This window comes from Pseudomonas sp. TYF_14 (assembly GCF_043105275.1).
Taxonomy (GTDB): domain Bacteria; phylum Pseudomonadota; class Gammaproteobacteria; order Pseudomonadales; family Pseudomonadaceae; genus Aquipseudomonas; species Aquipseudomonas alloputida.
Window position 1 is genome coordinate 270580 of sequence record NZ_JBICLK010000086.1, and the last position, 16663, is coordinate 287242.

Genomic DNA, 16663 nt, shown 5'->3' on the forward strand with positions numbered 1-16663 from the left:
GCCGTCCAATGCTACAGAATGCCTGTCACTGCTGCCCGGCGACCTCGACGAGCATTTATTGCAAAGTGTGTTGCTGGACAAACACTTGCGGCTCCATGCCTTCGCGGCTGACCAGGCGATTCAGTTCGACCATGGGCAGTCGCACGCTCAGCAGGCTGCGCCCTTCTTCATCATGCTCTTCACTCTGCACGGCACCCAAGGCAAAGAATTGCGCGCGCAAGCGGGCAAAACGCTGCTCCAGGCACAGGGTACCGACAAACAGATCATCCCCCAGCAACTCGGCAACCGCCTGGCCAACCAGCTCCAGGCCACGCCCATCGCGTGCCGATACCCAGACCCGTTCCGGCTTGCCATCGGCATTGCGCTGGATCTGTGGCTCGACATCTTCGAGCAAGTCGAGTTTGTTGTACACCTCCAGGATCGGCAACCCCTCGGCACCAATCTCGCCCAACACCGCCAGCACCTGCTCGATCTGCTCCATGCGCTCTGGCTCATGGGCGTCGATCACATGCAGCAGCAGGTCGGAGTTGCTCGACTCTTCGAGCGTAGCCCGAAATGCCTCGACCAGCTTGTGCGGCAGGTGGCGAATGAAGCCTACGGTGTCGGCCAGCACGATCGGCCCCAGGTCGTTGAGCTCGAGCCGGCGCAGGGTCGGGTCGAGGGTGGCGAACAACTGGTCCGCGGCATACACCTCGGATTCGGTCAGGGCGTTGAACAGCGTGGACTTGCCGGCGTTGGTATAACCCACCAGCGACACCGAGGGGATATCCGCGCGCTTGCGCCCGCGACGCGCCTGCTCACGCTGGCTGCGCACTTTCTCCAGGCGCGACTTGATCTGGCGTATACGCACCCGCAACAGGCGGCGGTCGGTTTCCAGCTGGGTTTCACCCGGGCCGCGCAGGCCGATACCACCTTTTTGTCGCTCAAGGTGAGTCCAGCCGCGCACCAGCCGCGTGCTCATGTGCTCCAGCTGGGCCAGTTCGACCTGCAGCTTGCCTTCATGGGTACGCGCCCGTTGGGCGAAGATATCGAGGATCAGCCCGGTACGGTCGAGCACACGACACTCGAACACACGTTCAAGGTTGCGCTCCTGACTGGGCGTGAGGGTGTGATTGAAAATCACCAGGTCTACCTGTTCGGCATGGACCAGGTCGTGCAGCTCTTCGACCTTGCCACTGCCAATCAGGTATTTGGCGGAAGGCTGATGCCTTGTCACCGTGACCAGCGAGACGATGTCGGCACCGGCCGACAATGCCAACTCCTGAAACTCCTGCGGGTCTTCGCGCGCCTCAGGGTTCTGACCTTCCAAGTGAACGAGCAACGCCCGCTCACCACCACCGTGGCGCTCAAAGAACAATGCAGGCTCCTATCAGGCGTTGCCTGGCTCGCTGTCGCCGTGCTCGCTGTCGGTCGGGCTTGGCAGGCGGACCGGACGGGCCGGAACTACGGTCGAGATGGCGTGCTTGTAGACCATCTGGCTGACGGTGTTCTTCAGCAATACCACGAACTGGTCGAACGATTCGATCGAGCCCTGCAGTTTGATACCGTTGACCAGGTAAATGGATACCGGGACCTTTTCTTTTCTCAAGGTGTTCAAGTAAGGGTCTTGTAGCGAATGCCCTTTTGACATATGCCGCACTCCTGTAAGGATAAATAATAGAAAATCAATAAAATCGATAAATTAGGCCGCCCCTTCGCAAGAATAGACGGCAATCAGCAGGGACTCAGCTCAATATGGAGATGGCCCCAAGGTATTTCAAGGTGCGGGACAGATTGTCGCAGGCCAGGCTGTCAAGCCAGTGCACTTCAGGCCAGCCACGCAACCAGGTGAACTGCCGTTTGGCCAGCTGCCGGGTAGCGATGATACCGCGTTCACGCATCTCATTCTCAGTCAGCTTGCCATCCAGGTAATCCCAGACTTGCCGATACCCCACTGCCCGTATAGACGGCAGCCCGGCGTGCAAGTCACTTCTGGCTCGCAGCGATCGGACCTCGTCAACGAAGCCCTGTTCCAGCATCTGCGAAAATCGTAACGCAATTCGCTGATGCAAAATGTGACGATCTGTAGGAGCAATCGCCAAACTGGCGACAGTATAGGGCAAATGTCCGCCGGCGCCTGCGTCTGCGCCGCGACTTTCCGCGAATTGACGCCGACGATGAGCTGTCATGCTCTCGCCGCTCACCCGGTATACCTCCAATGCCCGGATCAGCCGCTGCGGGTCATTGGGGTGGATACGTGCCGCGGACTCCGGGTCGACTTCGGCCAACTGGCGGTGCAGCTCGGCCAGGCCCAGGGCTTCAGCCTGCGCTTCCAGCTCGGCGCGCACCGTCGCATCGGCGGCCGGCATGTCGGCCAGGCCATCGATCAACGCCTTGTAATAGAGCATGGTGCCGCCGACCAACAGCGGGATCTTGCCGCGCGCGGTGATCTCGGCCATGGCCTCCAGCGCGTCGGCACGGAACTGCGCGGCGGAATAGCTCTGGGCCGGGTCGAGAATGTCGATCAGCCGGTGCGGGTGGGCAGCGAGGACTTCTTTCGACGGCTTGGCCGAACCGATATCCATGCCACGGTAGACAAGTGCCGAATCGACGCTGATCAGTTCACACGGCAGCACTGTGGTCAGTTCGATGGCAAGGTCGGTCTTGCCGGCCGCCGTCGGACCCATCAGGAATATTGCAGGGGGCTTGCCGCTCATTTCATCGACCGCGCAGGAAAAGTTTGTCCAGATCGTCCAGCCCCATCTGGGTCCAGGTAGGACGACCATGGTTGCACTGGCCGCTGCGCTCGGTGTTTTCCATGTCGCGCAGCAGGGCGTTCATCTCGGGAATTGCCAGACGCCGGTTGGCGCGCACGGCACCGTGGCAAGCCATGGTGCCGAGCAGCTCGTTGAGGTGCGCCTGAATGCGATCACTGGTGCCGTACTCCATAAGGTCGGCAAGCACGTCCTGCACCAGGCGGTTGGCTTCAGCCTGCTTGAGCAAGGCCGGGATCTGGCGAATCGCCAGGGTCTCGGGGCCCAGGCGCTGCAATTCGAAGCCCAGGCGCTGAAACCACTGTGCATGCTCTTCGGCACAGTCGGCTTCACGCTGGCTGAGGGCCAGGGTCTCCGGCACCAGCAGCGGCTGGCCGCTCAGGCCCTCGCTGGCCATGGCCACCTTGAGGCGCTCGTACATTATCCGCTCGTGGGCGGCGTGCATGTCCACCAGCACCAGGCCAACAGCATTCTCGGCCAGGATGTAGATACCCTTGAGCTGCGCCAGGGCATAGCCTAGCGGGGGAATGTCGCCCTGGCTTTCGGGCAGTGCCGTCGCAGGCGCAGCACCTGTTTCCAGCGGCTTATAGAACTCGCGGTACACCGCCTGTGCCTCTGCGGCCGGCAGCGGCTGCGAGGGACGTGGGGTGTATTGATACTGGTAACCGGCGCCGCTGCCACCATTGGAAAACGACTGTTGCGGGGCTCGAGGCTGTTCAAGCACCGGCGAGGCCAGGCGCATTTCACCCTGGGGCCCGAACTCACCGGCCTGCTGGCCGGTGGGGCGAACCAGCTCAGGTACGGCAGCAGGTGCGGCCAGCTGGTCTTCCGGACGTACATCGGCCAAGGCACGGTGCAAGGTGCCATACAGGAAGTCATGCACCGAGCGCCCTTCGCGGAACCGTACTTCATGCTTGGTTGGGTGCACGTTCACATCGACGCCGTTGGGCTCCAGTTCCAGGAACAGCACGAACGTGGGGTGGCGGCCGTTGAACAGCACGTCCCGGTAGGCCTGACGCACGGCATGGGCGACCAGTTTGTCGCGCACTGCCCGGCCATTGACGAAGAAGTACTGCAGGTCTGCCTGGCTGCGCGAGAACGTCGGCAGGCCGACCCAGCCCCAAAGGCGCAGACCGTTGCGCTCGACGTCGATCGGCAGTGCCTGCTCCATGAAGCCCGGGCCGCAGATGGCACCCACCCGCCGTGCACGGGCGATTTCGTCGTGGGCCTCGTGCAGGCTGAGGATGCTCTTGCCATTGTGGCGCAGGTGGAAGCCGACATCGAAACGGGCCAGCGCCAGCCGCCGGATCACTTCCTGCAAGTGATCGAATTCGGTTTTCTCGGCTTTGAGGAACTTGCGCCTGGCCGGGGTATTGAAGAACAAATCGCGCACTTCCACCGAGGTACCGACCGGGTGCGCCGCCGGCTGCACCCGCGGCGTCATGTCGCGGCCTTCGGTTTCTACTTGCCAGGCCTCACTGGCACTGGCGGTACGCGAGGTCAGGGTCAGGCGCGCCACCGAACTGATCGAGGCCAAGGCCTCGCCACGGAAGCCCAGGCTCAATACCCCTTCTAGGTCTTCCAGCTCGCGGATCTTGCTGGTGGCGTGTCGAGCCAGGGCCAGCGGCAGGTCGTCGGCAGAAATGCCGCTGCCATCATCCCGCACCTTCAGCAGTTTGACGCCGCCCTGCTCGACTTCGATATCGATGCGCCGGGCACCGGAGTCCAGGCTGTTTTCCAGCAGTTCCTTGGCCACAGACGCCGGCCGCTCGACAACCTCGCCGGCGGCAATCTGGTTGGCCAGCCGCGGGCTGAGCAACTGAATTCGCGAACCGCCACTCATCATTGCGCGGCCAAGGTTGTGGCGGGTACATCGAGGCGCTGGCCAACCTTCAGCTCATCGGTCTTGAGGCTGTTGATGCTGCGCAGACTGGCCACACTGACCTGGTAACGCACGGCGAGCATCGCCAGGGTTTCGCCAGGGCGTACGGTGTGTTCACGCGGGCCGGCGGCGATCTTGCCGGTGTCACGCAGCCAGGCGATATAGGTGCCAGGTGGTGGGTTCTGCTGGAAGTACTGGTGCACCCCAGTGCGGATCGAACGGGCCAACGCTTGCTGGTGGCTCGACGAGGCCAGCTTGGCTGCTTCGTTGTTGTTCGAGATGAACCCGGTTTCAACGAGGATCGACGGAATATCCGGCGACTTCAGCACCATGAACCCGGCCTGTTCCACGCGCTGCTTGTGCAACGAAGTGACCCGCCCCATGTTGCCCAATACCTTTTGCCCCACGTTGAGGCTGGAGCTGAGCGTAGCGGTCATCGACAGATCAAGCAGCACGCCAGCGAGCATGCGGTCCTTGTCGTCGAGGCTGACATTACCCGCACCACCGATCAGGTCAGAACGGTTTTCCGTGTCGGCCAGCCAGCGCGCCGTCTCGGAGGTGGCTCCACGATCGGACAGGGCGAACACCGAGGCGCCAAAGGCTGCGCGCGACGGGGCCGCGTCGGCGTGAATCGAAATGAACAGGTCGGCGCCTTTCTTGCGGGCGATTTCCGTACGCTTGCGCAGCGGGATGAAGTAATCGCCGGTGCGGGTCAGCTCTGCACGGAAACCTTTTTCGCTGTTGATCTGACGCTGCAGTTCCTTGGCGATCTGCAACACGATGTCTTTTTCGTGCTGGCCACGCGAGCCGGAAGCGCCAGGGTCTTCGCCGCCGTGCCCGGCATCGATGGCAACCACGATGTCACGCTTGCCACTGGGTACCGGTGGCAGCTTGATCGCCGGCTGGGTCGGCGTCACGGGCACCGCGGGCGTTGTTGCAGGCGTTTGTACCGGGGCCGGCGCAGGTGGCGGCGTGCTGGCCGCGATAGCGTCAGCCTCCTGGTCATACAGGTCGACCACCAAGCGGTTGCCGTACTGTGCGTTGGGCGCCAGGGTGAAGCTTTTCGGGGTAACCGACTTTTTCAGGTCGACCACAACCCGAAGGTCGGTTGGCGTACGCTGAGCCGAACGCACACTGCTTATCGGCGTGTTGGAGGTGGCCACATTCAGTGGCGCGGCCAATGTTGCGCCATTGATGTCGATGACCAGGCGATCGGGTGCGCTCAGGGTGAAGACACTATGCTGCACGGGGCCAGACAGGTCGAAGACCAGCCGCGTGTTGTCCGGTGCGCGCCACAGGCGCATGCTCTTGACTTGAGTGACGGCCAGAGCCTCAACGGTCACCGTTGTCAGCAGCAGCCCAACGATGGCGACCAGTGCGCGTATGCGCATACCTACCCCACTTACTGTTTATAGTGTTCGGCCAGTGCCACGCACCAGGCCTCGCCGCGAGCCCCCTGCGGCGAAAGGTTCAGCGAGCGTCCACTCGCTTGGGGGCTTATGGTAATGGTCAGGTCAGGCTTTGGCAAAACGCCCGCACCCTTTTGTGGCCATTCGAACAGGCACAGCGGGTCGCCCTCGAAATAGTCACGAATGCCCATGAACTCAAGCTCCTCCGGGTCGACCAGGCGATACAGGTCGAAGTGAAAGGCTCGGACCTCGCCGATTTCATAGGGTTCGACCACGGTGAACGTCGGGCTTTTCACAGGCCCAGTATGGCCCAGACCGCGGATCAGGCCACGCGACAGGGTTGTTTTACCCGCGCCCAGGTCGCCCTCAAGGAAAATCACGCCGCGACCGCCGGTCACCTCGGCCAGTGCTGCACCGAATTTGACCGTGGCCTCTTCATCGGCCAGAAACAGATTTAAGCCAGACACGCAGAATGCTCCTCCAACAACTCACGAATGGCCGGCGCCAGATCACTGGCCGCCAGGCCTCTACCTTTTTTCCCAAGGCGCTCGCCGGCACAGGCGTGCAGCCACACCCCCAGACAGGCTGCGCCCCAGGCATCCAGGCCTTGGGCCAACAGGGCTGCCAGCACGCCAGTCAGCACATCGCCCAGGCCGGCGCCGGCCATCGCCGGGTGCCCGCGCTCGCACAACGCCAGCTGCCCGCTCGGGGCTGCCACCAGGGTGCCGGCACCTTTGAGTACACAGACGCTGTTATAACGGCGCGCCAGCTTGCGCGCAGCACCAGGACGGTCGGCCTGCACGGCTTCAGTGGAAATGCCCAGCAGCCGCGCCGCCTCCCCTGGGTGCGGAGTAAGGATGCTGCCACTGGGCAGGGCCAGCGGGGTTCGCGCCAGCAAATTCAAGGCATCGGCATCCCACACTTGCGGCCGCTCGGCGTTGGCCACCGCCGACAACAGGCTACAGCCCCACGCCGCCTGCCCCACGCCGGGCCCGACCACCAGGACCGAGGCGCGCTCCAGCACACCCATCAGTTGGTTGGCCGAACGGACACCCAGGCACATGACCTCGGGCAGGCGCGCCAGGCTGGCCGACACGTGCTCGGGCCGGGTTGCCACGCTGACCAGCCCGGCGCCACAACGCAGGGCGGCTTCGGCACTGAGCAACACAGCGCCTCCGGTACCCAGGTCGCCACCGACCACCAGTACATGGCCAAAGTCGCCTTTGTGGGCATGCGCCTGCCGTGCCGGCAGGCGGGCAACCGTCACGCTGCTGAGCAATTGTGGGGCATTACTGGGGTGTTTGGTCTGCGGCATGGGGTCAAAGGCTCCAATGTCTGGCAGAATTATACGCACCTGAGCCCGTATTGCCTTGCCCATCCATGTCCGCCTCTACACCTGACCTCGCCCAACTGGCCCAATCGATCAAGATTTGGGGCCAGGAACTCGGTTTTGCCCATGTTGGCATCGCCGGGGTCGACCTTGGCGAACACGAACACCACCTGCAGCGTTGGCTCGACGCCGGTTATCAGGGTGAAATGGAATACCTGGGCGCCCACGGCAGCAAAAGGTCACATCCCGACCAACTGATCCCCGGCACGGTACGCGTGGTCTCGCTACGTATGGACTACCTGCCCGGCGATACGCAGATGGCGCAGCGCCTGGCCCAGCCCGAGAATGCCTACGTGTCACGCTACGCGCTTGGCCGGGACTACCACAAGCTGGTGCGCAAGCGCGTGCAGTTCCTCGCCGACCGCATCCAGGAAGCCATCGGCCCGTTCGGCTACCGCGCCTTCGTGGACAGCGCCCCGGTACTGGAAAAAGCCCTGGCCGAACAGGCCGGGCTGGGCTGGATCGGCAAGAACACGCTGCTGCTCAACCGCAAGGCGGGTAGCTACTTCTTCCTTGCCGAACTGTTCGTCGACCTGCCGTTGCCGGTGGACGAAGCCACCACCAGCGAGCACTGCGGGCGTTGCCAGGCCTGCCTGGACATCTGCCCGACACAAGCGTTTGTCGGGCCCTATGTGCTGGATGCGCGACGCTGCATCTCGTACCTGACCATCGAGCTGAGGGGCGCGATTCCTGTCGAGTTACGCGCAAAGATGGGCAACCGGGTATTCGGTTGCGACGACTGCCAGATCGTCTGCCCCTGGAACCGTTTTGCCAAGCACAGTCAGGAGCAGGACTTCCAGCCACGGCACGGGCTGGAAAATACCGACCTGGCGGCGATGTTCCTGTGGGATGAACGCACCTTCCTGCGCAAGACCGAGGGCGGGCCTTTGCGGCGGGCGGGGTACGAGCGGTTCTTGCGCAACCTGGCGGTGGGGTTGGGCAATGCGCCCTCCACGATTCCGGTGATCGAGGCGCTGAAGGCCAGGCGTGACGATGAATCGGAATTGGTGCGCGAGCATGTGGAGTGGGCGCTGGCCCGTCACGGAGCTCAATAGCGACCAGCCTCAGAGCATGCGCCATCCTTGTGGGAGCGGGCGCGCCCGCGAAGCAGGCAACACAGGGAATGGCACCACTTCGCCGGTGTTCGCGGGCACGCCCGCTCCCACAAGGGCCATGTTGCGCTTGTAAATTGCGTCACTGCTGGTCGTTGTAGTGGAACTTGGGCATTTCCCAGTGGAAGCGTATCGCCAACAGGCGCAACAGGAAGCCGCCAAACAGAGTCAGCAACATCGCCTGCTCCGCCGGCACCTTGAAATACACGCATCCCAGATAGAACCAGGCCGCCGCGAATGACACGCTGGCATACAGCTCACGGCGGAACACCAGCGGGATGTCGTTGCAGAAGATATCCCGCAGGATCCCGCCAAACACCCCGGTGATCACCCCGCTGATCGACGCCACCAGCATGCCCTGCCCCATCTCCAGCGCCGTCATGCAACCTATCAGGGTAAACGCCACCAGCCCCAGGGCATCGAGCACCAGGAACAGCGAGCGAAGGCGGCGCATCATTGGCGCGATGAAAATGGTCAGCAGCGCCGCAAAACTGGTCAGCACCAGGTACTCCGGGTGCTTCACCCAGGTCAGCGGATAATGCCCGAGCAGCACATCACGCACCGAGCCGCCCCCAAGCGCAGTGACGCAGGCGATCAGCACCACGCCAAACCAGTCCATGCCGCGACGCCCGGCAGACAGCGCGCCAGTCATGGCTTCGGCGGTAATGGCGATAAGGTAGAGCATCAACAACATGGTGCGGGTCCGTGCAGGAAAGGCGCGCAGTCTAACCAGTTGCCCAGGGCACCAAAAGGGGGCGCAGATACAATATCTGCGCCGATTCGACTCACAGCTTGATGAAGTGCTCGCGATAGTGACGCAGTTCGGCGATCGATTCGCGGATATCGTCCAGCGCCAGGTGGGTATTGCCTTTCTTGAAGCTGTCACGCACGTCCGGCGCCCAGCGCGCGGCCAGTTCCTTGAGGGTGGAGACATCCAGGTTGCGGTAGTGGAAGTAGTTTTCCAGGTTGCGCATGTGGCGGTAGAGGAAACGACGATCCTGGCAGATGCTGTTGCCGCAGATCGGCGACTTGCCTTTAGGCACCCACTGCTCGAGGAAGGCGATGGTCTGCGCCTCGGCTTCGGCCATGCTGACCTTGCTCTCGCGCACGCGCTGGGTCAGCCCCGAAGCGCCATGGGTGCGGGTGTTCCACTCGTCCATGCGCGCCAGCACTTCGTCACTGTGGTGGATGGCGATCACCGGGCCTTCGGCTAAGGTATTGAGCTCGCTGTCGGTGACGATGGTGGCCATTTCGATGATGACGTCGCTGTCCGGATCCAGGCCGGTCATTTCCAGGTCGATCCAGATCAGGTTCTGTGGGTTTTGCATGCAGGGGCTCCTCATATAGGCGGTCATATTAGCCTAGTGGCCAAGGCACGCCCATTCACGGCACAAAGGTGAGCAGAATAGTCCAGCGGCGGGCGTGCTAAACTGCCTGCCGTTTTCAATGCCCCACGCCGGGCCTCTCTTACGGTACCTTCATGGCCAAACGCCAGCTCAATCGCCGCCAAAACTGGCGGATCGAAAAAATCCAGGGCGAGCGCGCCGCTCGCGCGGCCAAACGCGAGCAGCATGCACTGCAGGAACTGGAAGGTGGCGATCTGGGGCCGGAACAACTGGGCCTGGTGATCGCGCACTTCGGCGTGCAGGTAGAAGTTGAAGCTCAGGATGGCGAAACCGCAGGCCAGGTGTTCCGCTGCCATTTGCGCGCCAACCTGCCAGCACTGGTCACCGGCGACCGTGTCGTGTGGCGTGCGGGTAACCAGGGCATCGGCGTGATCGTGGCGCAGATGCCGCGCAGCACCGAACTGTGCCGGCCGAACAACCATGGTCAACTCAAGCCGGTGGCAGCCAACGTCGACCTGATCGTGATCGTGTTCGCCCCGGCGCCGGAGCCGCACCCGAACCTGATCGACCGCTATCTGGTAGCGGCCGAGCACGCCGGCCTGCGCCCGCTGCTGCTGCTGAACAAAGCCGACCTGATCAACGACGAGAACGGCCCCGGCCTGCATGCGCTGCTGGAGGTCTACCGCGAACTGGGCTACCCGCTGCTGGAAGTATCGGCTCACCAGGGCGACGGCATGCAGCGCCTGCAGCAACAACTCGACGGCCATATCAGCGTGTTCGTCGGCCAGTCGGGGGTGGGCAAGTCGTCGCTGGTCAACAGCCTGCTGCCAGACGCCGGCACCCGCGTCGGCGACTTGTCGGAATGGTCAGGCCAAGGTACCCACACCACCACCACGGCGCGGCTGTACCACTTCCCCAACGGCGGCGACCTGATCGACTCGCCGGGTATCCGCGAATTCGGCCTTGGCCATGTCAGCCGCGACGACGTGGAGGATGGCTTCATCGAGTTCCGCGACCTGTTCGGCACCTGCCGCTTCCGCGACTGCAAGCATGACCGCGAACCGGGCTGCGCGCTGCTCAAGGCACTGGAAGAGGGGCGCATCAAGCCGCAGCGCATGAACAGCTACCGCTCGATCATCGCCAGCCTGGCAGAAGACAGCTACTGAAACGCTCGAATTGAAAGTTGCCGCGATCCCTTGTATGAGCGGGTTTACCCGCGAATACGGTGGCGACTGCAACGGTGAACGGCGGGTGGAAATTGGCCAGCAGGTCCGGCCCTTTCGCGGGTGAACCCGCTCCTACGACGGCCTGCGCCCAATCACCGATGTGTATGTAGCGGCTTTAGCCGCGAACACCGGCAACGCCGGTGCCATTCACCGCGCTGGAGGCTTCGCGGGTAAACCCGCGCCTACAGTGATCGCGCCAGCGTTCAGGTGTTGGGTAGCACAGTTGCCCACCCCCAAAAAGCCGCTTACTGCTCCTTGGCTTCATCCATCTTCAGCGTGCCATCTTCAAAGATGTTCAGCTTCTGGCGCAGCTCACGCGGTTGCATCGGTGGCTGTTCAGTTGCCACTGGGGCAGCCGGTGCCGAAGCCCCTGGCGCTGCACCACTGGCTGGCGCTGCAGGAGCAGTTGGCGCAGCTGGCGGTGTTTCCGGCGCACCCTGCTCACCTTCGATATTGCGCTGGGCTTTCTTGGTCAGCACGATGATGTCGATACGGCGGTTGACCGGGTTGAACGGGTCCTTGCGGTCGAACAGTGACGACGAGGCGTACCCCACCACCCGTGCCACCTGGCCGTCCGGATACCCCCCCGCCACCAGGGCACGCCGCGCGGCGTTGGCGCGGTTGGCCGACAGCTCCCAGTTACCGTACTCGCCAGTGCCAGCATACGGCTTGGCATCGGTATGGCCGCTGATGCTGATCTTGTTCGGCACCGCCTTGATGGTGTCGGCCATGGCCAGCAGGATATCTTCGAAGTAGGGCTGCAGGCGCGCGCTACCGATGTCGAACATCGGTCGGTTCTCGGCATCCATGATCTGGATGCGCAGGCCGTCCTGGGTGATTTCGAACAGGATCTGGTCCTTGAACTTCTGCAGTTGCGGGTTCTCTTCCACCTTGTTCTGCAGTTCCTGCAGCAGCAGCTCCAGACGCTCGCGCTCGACCTGCTCGGCCATGGTCTCGACCTGGTCCTTGCTCAGCTGAGTGGGGGACTGCTGCGTCGGCTCGGTCTTCACTTCCGGATTGATGGTTTTGTCCGGCGCCATCTCCGGTGAACCACCCAGGTCGATGACATAAGGCGTGCCACTCTCGGAGAAACCGATAGGGTCCTGGAAGTACCCGGCAATGGCGATCTTCTGCTCAGGCGTGGCCGTGGACAACAGCCACAGCACCAGGAAGAACGCCATCATCGCCGTGGCGAAGTCGGCAAAGGCGATTTTCCAGGCGCCACCATGGTGGCCGCCGCCAAAGCGCTTGACGCGCTTGACGATGATGGGCTGATTGTTCTCCATGACTCAGCGACCGCGAACCGCTTGTTCCAGTTCGGCGAAGCTTGGGCGGTGCTTGGGGTACAGCACCTTGCGCCCGAACTCGACCGCCAGCGAAGGAGGCATGCCCGACGCCGAGGCCACCAGCGAAGCCTTGATCGATTCGTAGAGGTTCAGTTCTTCCTTGGCATCGTGCTCCAGGCACTTGGCCAAAGGGCCGAAGAACCCGTAAGCCGCCAGAATACCGAAGAAGGTACCCACCAGCGCCGCACCTACGTGCATGCCGATGGCCGCCTGATCGCCATCGCCCAGCGAGGCCATGGTCACCACGATACCCAGTACCGCCGCAACGATACCGAACCCGGGCATACCGTCGGCGATGCCGGTCACCGCGTGGGACGGGTGCTCCAGCTCTTCCTTCATGCTCAGCAGTTCCATGTCGAACAGGCCCTCGAGCTCGTGCGGGGCCATGTTGCCGGTGGACATGATGCGCAGGTAATCGCAGACGAACGCGGTCATGCGCTCATCGGCCAGTACCGTCGGGTACTTGGCGAAGATCGGGCTGGCAGCGGCGTCCTCGATGTCGGCCTCGATGGCCATCATGCCTTCGCGACGGCTCTTGTTGAGGATTTCGTAAACGAGGCCCAGCACCTCCAGGTAGAAGGCATGGCTGAAGCGCGAGCCGAACATCTTCATCGACTTCTTGATGACGTGCATGGTCATGTGGCCAGGGTTGGCCTGCAGGAATGCACCAAAGGCCGCACCGCCGATGATCAGTACTTCGAACGGCTGGATCAGCGCTGCGATCTTGCCGTGGGAGAGCACGTAGCCGCCGAGCACGCTCGCGAATACGACGATGATGCCGATAATTTTAGCCATAGGTTCAAAGCACTTGCTGTCGTGGTCAGGGGAAGAGACGGGAGCTTTAAAACTCTTCTTCTACTTATCGGCAGAACTGCGCCAGACTATAGCCACTCAATGCGAAAAGCCAGTTCGGACTGATGTCAAAATGCCAATTGAAACCAAGGTGCCCACTCAGGCCCCGCGTACGCTAGAGGCCTGGGTAAAGCTGCTCGAGAGTGTTCGCATCCCCGTGCCGAAGCACAGCTACGACCGGGTCATGGCTGCCATCCACGATAGCCGTCGCTCGCTGCGCGATATCGCCGAACTGATGCAGGATAGCCCGGCACTGGTGCTGTCAGTGATGCGCGAAGCCAATCACCCCACCAATGCCAGCCTTGCCGAACCCGCCGAAAGCCTGGAGGTTGCTCTCAACCGCCTGGGCCTGGAGCGCAGCGAGCAGCTTCTCAAACGCCTGCCGGCGCTGCCCGTGGAGGAAATTCCGCCGGTACTGTGCCAGTTCCAGATGATCAGCCAGCATGCGGCACAGCAAGCCAGCGGCCTGTTCGCCAGCCGCCTGGCACGGCTGTGGCAAGAGATTCACTGGGGCAGCCTGCTGTTCCTGTCGCCACTCTGGCCACTGGCACTGGCCTACCCCAAGCTGCTCGACACCTGGGAGCTGCGGGTTATCCACAAAGGTGAAGACGCCGCCCACGTCGAGGAAGAACTGTTTGGCGTGCGCATCATGGCGCTGTGCCAGACCATGGCCGAGTATTGGCGCCTGCCCCAGTGGGTCACCCAGGGTTATCGCCTGCTGCTGGAAGAGCGCGAGCAACTGGCCCAGGTGCTGAATATCGCCCGCGACGAAGACCTGCTCAGCCAGCAACACCGCATGGATGCCGAGCCCGGCCTGCGGCGCTGGTTCAACCAGCCGGCCAATACCGTACTGCTGGCCAACAACCTGGCCCTGGCGGCACAGGTCGGCTGGGACAACCCGCATCTGCTGCGCTGGCAACTGCTGACCGCGCTGTACCTGCAAACCTCGCTGGAAGACGTGCAGCAGCAGGTGCACCAGCAGGCGGCCGCCAGCGCCCGCCGCCACGCCCGGCACGCCCTGTTCCACCCGGCCGAGGCCTTGATCTGGCCGTGGCACCAACGCCGCCCTCACCCGGACATGCTGGCCCCGCCACCGCCCAGCAGCGACGACCTGGCACGCTGGCGCACATTGTGCCAGCACCTGCTGGCCCAACCCAGCCCGTTCACCAACGCCGTGCACCTGGCCACCCAGGCCCAAGAAGCCCTGCTGGCCTGCGGCATGCAACGCATCATGCTGCTTAGCCTGGACAAGGCCAGCGACTACCTGCGCGTGCAGCAAATTGCCGGCCTGCCCAAGGAGGCCGGTGCCCTGGCCCTGCAGGTATCGCAGAACAAACTGCTGCAAAAGCTGCTGAGTCAGGCCGGGCAGCTGCGCATCACACCGGAAAACCACAGCCAGTTCTCGGCGCTGTTGCCCGCCCCGCTGCGCACCTTGTTCCGCAGCGAACATGTACTGCTTCGCTCGCTGGCAGCCAACGACCAGGTGCTGATGCTGTTGGTGGCCGACCAGGGCTGCCGGCCTTTGGCGGATATCAGCGTGCAAGCCTTCGGCAAGACCGCACAATGCATCGAGCGGGCCTTGTCGGTGTTTACCAACCGCAAGGGTTGAGCCTTGCGCTACAATCGCCCCTCTTTCCACACTGGAGACCGTGGATGACCGACTTTTCCGGCCTGCCCCTGGTGATCGAAGCTGCAGACCTGCTGCCACGCCTGGATTCGCCGCAGCTGATCCTGGTCGACCTGAGCAGCGCCAACCGCTATGTCAGCGGGCATATCCCCGGCGCACGCTTTGTCGAAGGCAAGCGCACCCAGCTCGGCCAGCCCCCGGCGCCCGGCCTGCTGCCAGCCCTGGGCGAGCTCGAAAAACTGTTCAGCGAACTCGGCCACCGCGCCGATGCCGTGTATGTGGTGTACGACGATGAAGGCGGCGGCTGGGCCGGGCGCTTCATCTGGCTGCTCGATGTCATCGGCCACAAGCGCTACCACTACCTCAATGGCGGTATCCAGGCCTGGCCGGCAGACAAACTGTCCACCGCAGTGCCTGCCATTGGCAGCGCCCCGGTGCACCTGCACATAGACAGCGCACCCACTGCCACCCGCGAGTACCTGCAAAGCCGCCTGGGCGCCGATGACCTGGTCATCTGGGACGCACGCGGCCCGCAGGAATTCAGCGGCGAAAAAGTGCTGGCAGCCAAAGGCGGCCACATCCCCGGCGCGATCAACTTCGAGTGGACCGCCGGCATGGACCTCAACGACCACCTGCGCATTCGTCAGGACATCAAACAAGTCCTCGAGCAACTGGGCATCACCCCTGACAAGGAGGTGATCACCCACTGCCAGACCCACCGCCGCTCCGGTTTCACTTACCTGGTGGCCAAGGCCCTCGGCTACCCACGCGTCAAGGCCTACGCCGGCTCGTGGAGCGAATGGGGCAACCACCCGGACACGCCTGTAGAAGTCTAAGGAACCTGCATGAAATCCCGTCTGTTCATCATCAGCCAGTACCTGCTGCCGCACCACCTGCTGTCGCGGCTGGCCGGCTGCATCGCCGAGTGCCGCGTGCGCTGGTTCAAGAACGCCTTCACCGCATGGTTCGCCAAGCGCTACCAGGTGAACATGAGCGAGGCGCTGGTCGAAGACCTGAGCGCTTACGAGCACTTCAATGCGTTCTTCACCCGCGCCTTGAAACCTGGTGCCCGTCCGCTGGACGAAACCCCGGGCGCCATCCTGTGCCCGGCCGACGGTGCGGTCAGCCAGCTTGGCCCGATCGAGCACGGTCGTATCTTCCAGGCCAAAGGCCACGGTTTCAGCGCGCAAGAGCTGCTGGGCGGTGATCCGGCCATGGCCGCGCCGTTCATGGGCGGCGAGTTTGCCACCATCTACCTGTCGCCCAAGGACTACCACCGCGTGCACATGCCGCTGGCCGGCACCCTGCGCGAAATGGTCTATGTGCCGGGCCGCCTGTTCTCGGTCAACCAGACCACTGCAGAGAATGTCCCCGAGCTGTTCGCTCGCAACGAGCGTGTGGTCTGCCTGTTCGATACAGAGCGTGGGCCAATGGCTGTGGTACTGGTCGGCGCGATGATCGTCGCTTCGATCGAAACGGTATGGGCCGGGCTGGTCACGCCGCCCAAACGTGAGCTGAAGACCTTCCGCTACGACGAAGCCAGCCGCACGCCGATCCACCTGGAGAAAGGTGCCGAACTAGGCCGCTTCAAGCTGGGTTCGACCGCCATCGTGCTGTTCGGGCCGGAGCAGGTAAAGTGGGCTGAAAGCCTGGGTGCGGGTTCTGCAGTGCGCATGGGGCAGCAGCTGGCGGCGCCTGTGCAGGCTTGATTCGAGCCATA

At 63.1% G+C, this 16663-nt stretch carries 16 protein-coding genes; 5 read left to right on the plus strand and 11 right to left on the minus strand.

The window, feature by feature from the left end:
* Positions 1–55 precede the first annotated feature (55 nt).
* The 7 genes from hflX to ACF8O8_RS24060 form a co-directional block, all read right to left on the minus strand.
* Positions 56–1357, minus strand: a complete 1302-nt coding sequence (hflX, locus tag ACF8O8_RS24030; RefSeq protein ID WP_003249534.1) for a ribosome rescue GTPase HflX — start codon at positions 1355–1357, stop codon at positions 56–58.
* Positions 1358–1369: 12 nt separating this feature from the next.
* The gene (gene hfq, locus ACF8O8_RS24035; RefSeq protein WP_003249532.1) at positions 1370–1630 is read right to left on the minus strand and encodes an RNA chaperone Hfq; all 261 of its coding nucleotides are present in this window, start codon (positions 1628–1630) and stop codon (positions 1370–1372) included.
* 94 nt (positions 1631–1724) lie between these two features.
* On the minus strand, positions 1725–2696 hold the full coding sequence (miaA, locus tag ACF8O8_RS24040) for a tRNA (adenosine(37)-N6)-dimethylallyltransferase MiaA (protein WP_010955483.1): 972 nt from the start codon (positions 2694–2696) through the stop codon (positions 1725–1727).
* A 1-nt stretch (position 2697) separates the two neighbouring features.
* Positions 2698–4596: a DNA mismatch repair endonuclease MutL gene (mutL, locus tag ACF8O8_RS24045; protein ID WP_010955484.1), complete on the minus strand. Its 1899-nt coding sequence runs from the start codon at positions 4594–4596 to the stop codon at positions 2698–2700.
* On the minus strand, positions 4596–6026 hold the full coding sequence (locus ACF8O8_RS24050) for an N-acetylmuramoyl-L-alanine amidase (RefSeq protein WP_003249525.1): 1431 nt from the start codon (positions 6024–6026) through the stop codon (positions 4596–4598). The genes mutL and ACF8O8_RS24050 overlap by 1 nt, the downstream gene beginning before the upstream one ends.
* 11 nt (positions 6027–6037) lie before the next feature.
* Positions 6038–6511: a tRNA (adenosine(37)-N6)-threonylcarbamoyltransferase complex ATPase subunit type 1 TsaE gene (gene tsaE / locus ACF8O8_RS24055; protein WP_392510600.1), complete on the minus strand. Its 474-nt coding sequence runs from the start codon at positions 6509–6511 to the stop codon at positions 6038–6040.
* Positions 6499–7359: an NAD(P)H-hydrate dehydratase gene (locus ACF8O8_RS24060; protein WP_392510601.1), complete on the minus strand. Its 861-nt coding sequence runs from the start codon at positions 7357–7359 to the stop codon at positions 6499–6501. Before ACF8O8_RS24060 ends, tsaE begins: the two co-directional genes overlap by 13 nt.
* Before the next feature lie 65 nt (positions 7360–7424).
* Here ACF8O8_RS24060 and queG point away from each other — a divergent pair, with 65 nt between their 5' ends.
* Positions 7425–8489: a tRNA epoxyqueuosine(34) reductase QueG gene (gene queG, locus ACF8O8_RS24065; protein WP_392510602.1), complete on the plus strand. Its 1065-nt coding sequence runs from the start codon at positions 7425–7427 to the stop codon at positions 8487–8489.
* A 139-nt stretch (positions 8490–8628) separates the two neighbouring features.
* Here the strand turns inward: queG and ACF8O8_RS24070 are convergent, their stop codons facing one another.
* Positions 8629–9240, minus strand: a complete 612-nt coding sequence (locus tag ACF8O8_RS24070; RefSeq protein WP_020193322.1) for a trimeric intracellular cation channel family protein — start codon at positions 9238–9240, stop codon at positions 8629–8631.
* 91 nt (positions 9241–9331) lie between these two features.
* Positions 9332–9874 carry an oligoribonuclease gene (gene orn / locus ACF8O8_RS24075; RefSeq protein ID WP_003249514.1) on the minus strand — a complete coding sequence of 181 codons (543 nt, stop codon included), beginning with the start codon at positions 9872–9874 and terminating at the stop codon, positions 9332–9334.
* A 152-nt stretch (positions 9875–10026) separates the two neighbouring features.
* Here orn and rsgA point away from each other — a divergent pair, with 152 nt between their 5' ends.
* Positions 10027–11058, plus strand: a complete 1032-nt coding sequence (gene rsgA, locus ACF8O8_RS24080) for a small ribosomal subunit biogenesis GTPase RsgA (RefSeq protein WP_014592599.1) — start codon at positions 10027–10029, stop codon at positions 11056–11058.
* A gap of 305 nt (positions 11059–11363) precedes the next feature.
* Here the strand turns inward: rsgA and motB are convergent, their stop codons facing one another.
* Both motB and motA read right to left on the minus strand, forming a co-directional pair.
* On the minus strand, positions 11364–12404 hold the full coding sequence (motB, locus tag ACF8O8_RS24085) for a flagellar motor protein MotB (protein WP_129932012.1): 1041 nt from the start codon (positions 12402–12404) through the stop codon (positions 11364–11366).
* A 3-nt stretch (positions 12405–12407) separates the two neighbouring features.
* Positions 12408–13259 (minus strand): flagellar motor stator protein MotA, encoded by an 852-nt coding sequence (gene motA / locus ACF8O8_RS24090; RefSeq protein ID WP_003249507.1) that lies wholly within the window; start codon positions 13257–13259, stop codon positions 12408–12410.
* Positions 13260–13389: 130 nt separating this feature from the next.
* On the opposite strand from motA, the gene ACF8O8_RS24095 reads away from it, so the two are divergent.
* The 3 genes from ACF8O8_RS24095 to asd are packed head-to-tail and all read left to right on the plus strand — an operon-like array spanning position 13390 to position 16652.
* Positions 13390–14925, plus strand: a complete 1536-nt coding sequence (locus tag ACF8O8_RS24095; protein ID WP_010955488.1) for an HDOD domain-containing protein — start codon at positions 13390–13392, stop codon at positions 14923–14925.
* A gap of 44 nt (positions 14926–14969) precedes the next feature.
* Positions 14970–15779, plus strand: a complete 810-nt coding sequence (locus ACF8O8_RS24100; RefSeq protein ID WP_392510603.1) for a rhodanese-like domain-containing protein — start codon at positions 14970–14972, stop codon at positions 15777–15779.
* Positions 15780–15788: 9 nt separating this feature from the next.
* A complete protein-coding gene (gene asd / locus ACF8O8_RS24105) occupies positions 15789–16652 on the plus strand; it encodes an archaetidylserine decarboxylase (protein ID WP_003249501.1) in 864 nt (287 codons plus the stop codon).
* Positions 16653–16663: the final 11 nt, after the last annotated feature.

What these genes read in the sequence shown, in the direction of transcription:
- hfq (WP_003249532.1), bottom strand. Translation starts at nt 1,630, where the DNA reads ATGTCAAAAGGGCATTCGCTACAAGACCCTTACTTGAACACCTTGAGA.
- miaA (WP_010955483.1), bottom strand. Translation starts at nt 2,696, where the DNA reads ATGAGCGGCAAGCCCCCTGCAATATTCCTGATGGGTCCGACGGCGGCC.
- mutL (WP_010955484.1), bottom strand. Translation starts at nt 4,596, where the DNA reads ATGAGTGGCGGTTCGCGAATTCAGTTGCTCAGCCCGCGGCTGGCCAAC.
- ACF8O8_RS24050 (WP_003249525.1), bottom strand. Translation starts at nt 6,026, where the DNA reads ATGCGCATACGCGCACTGGTCGCCATCGTTGGGCTGCTGCTGACAACG.
- ACF8O8_RS24060 (WP_392510601.1), bottom strand. Translation starts at nt 7,359, where the DNA reads ATGCCGCAGACCAAACACCCCAGTAATGCCCCACAATTGCTCAGCAGC.
- queG (WP_392510602.1), top strand. Translation starts at nt 7,425, where the DNA reads ATGTCCGCCTCTACACCTGACCTCGCCCAACTGGCCCAATCGATCAAG.
- ACF8O8_RS24070 (WP_020193322.1), bottom strand. Translation starts at nt 9,240, where the DNA reads ATGTTGTTGATGCTCTACCTTATCGCCATTACCGCCGAAGCCATGACT.
- orn (WP_003249514.1), bottom strand. Translation starts at nt 9,874, where the DNA reads ATGCAAAACCCACAGAACCTGATCTGGATCGACCTGGAAATGACCGGC.
- rsgA (WP_014592599.1), top strand. Translation starts at nt 10,027, where the DNA reads ATGGCCAAACGCCAGCTCAATCGCCGCCAAAACTGGCGGATCGAAAAA.
- motB (WP_129932012.1), bottom strand. Translation starts at nt 12,404, where the DNA reads ATGGAGAACAATCAGCCCATCATCGTCAAGCGCGTCAAGCGCTTTGGC.
- motA (WP_003249507.1), bottom strand. Translation starts at nt 13,259, where the DNA reads ATGGCTAAAATTATCGGCATCATCGTCGTATTCGCGAGCGTGCTCGGC.
- ACF8O8_RS24095 (WP_010955488.1), top strand. Translation starts at nt 13,390, where the DNA reads ATGCCAATTGAAACCAAGGTGCCCACTCAGGCCCCGCGTACGCTAGAG.
- ACF8O8_RS24100 (WP_392510603.1), top strand. Translation starts at nt 14,970, where the DNA reads ATGACCGACTTTTCCGGCCTGCCCCTGGTGATCGAAGCTGCAGACCTG.
- asd (WP_003249501.1), top strand. Translation starts at nt 15,789, where the DNA reads ATGAAATCCCGTCTGTTCATCATCAGCCAGTACCTGCTGCCGCACCAC.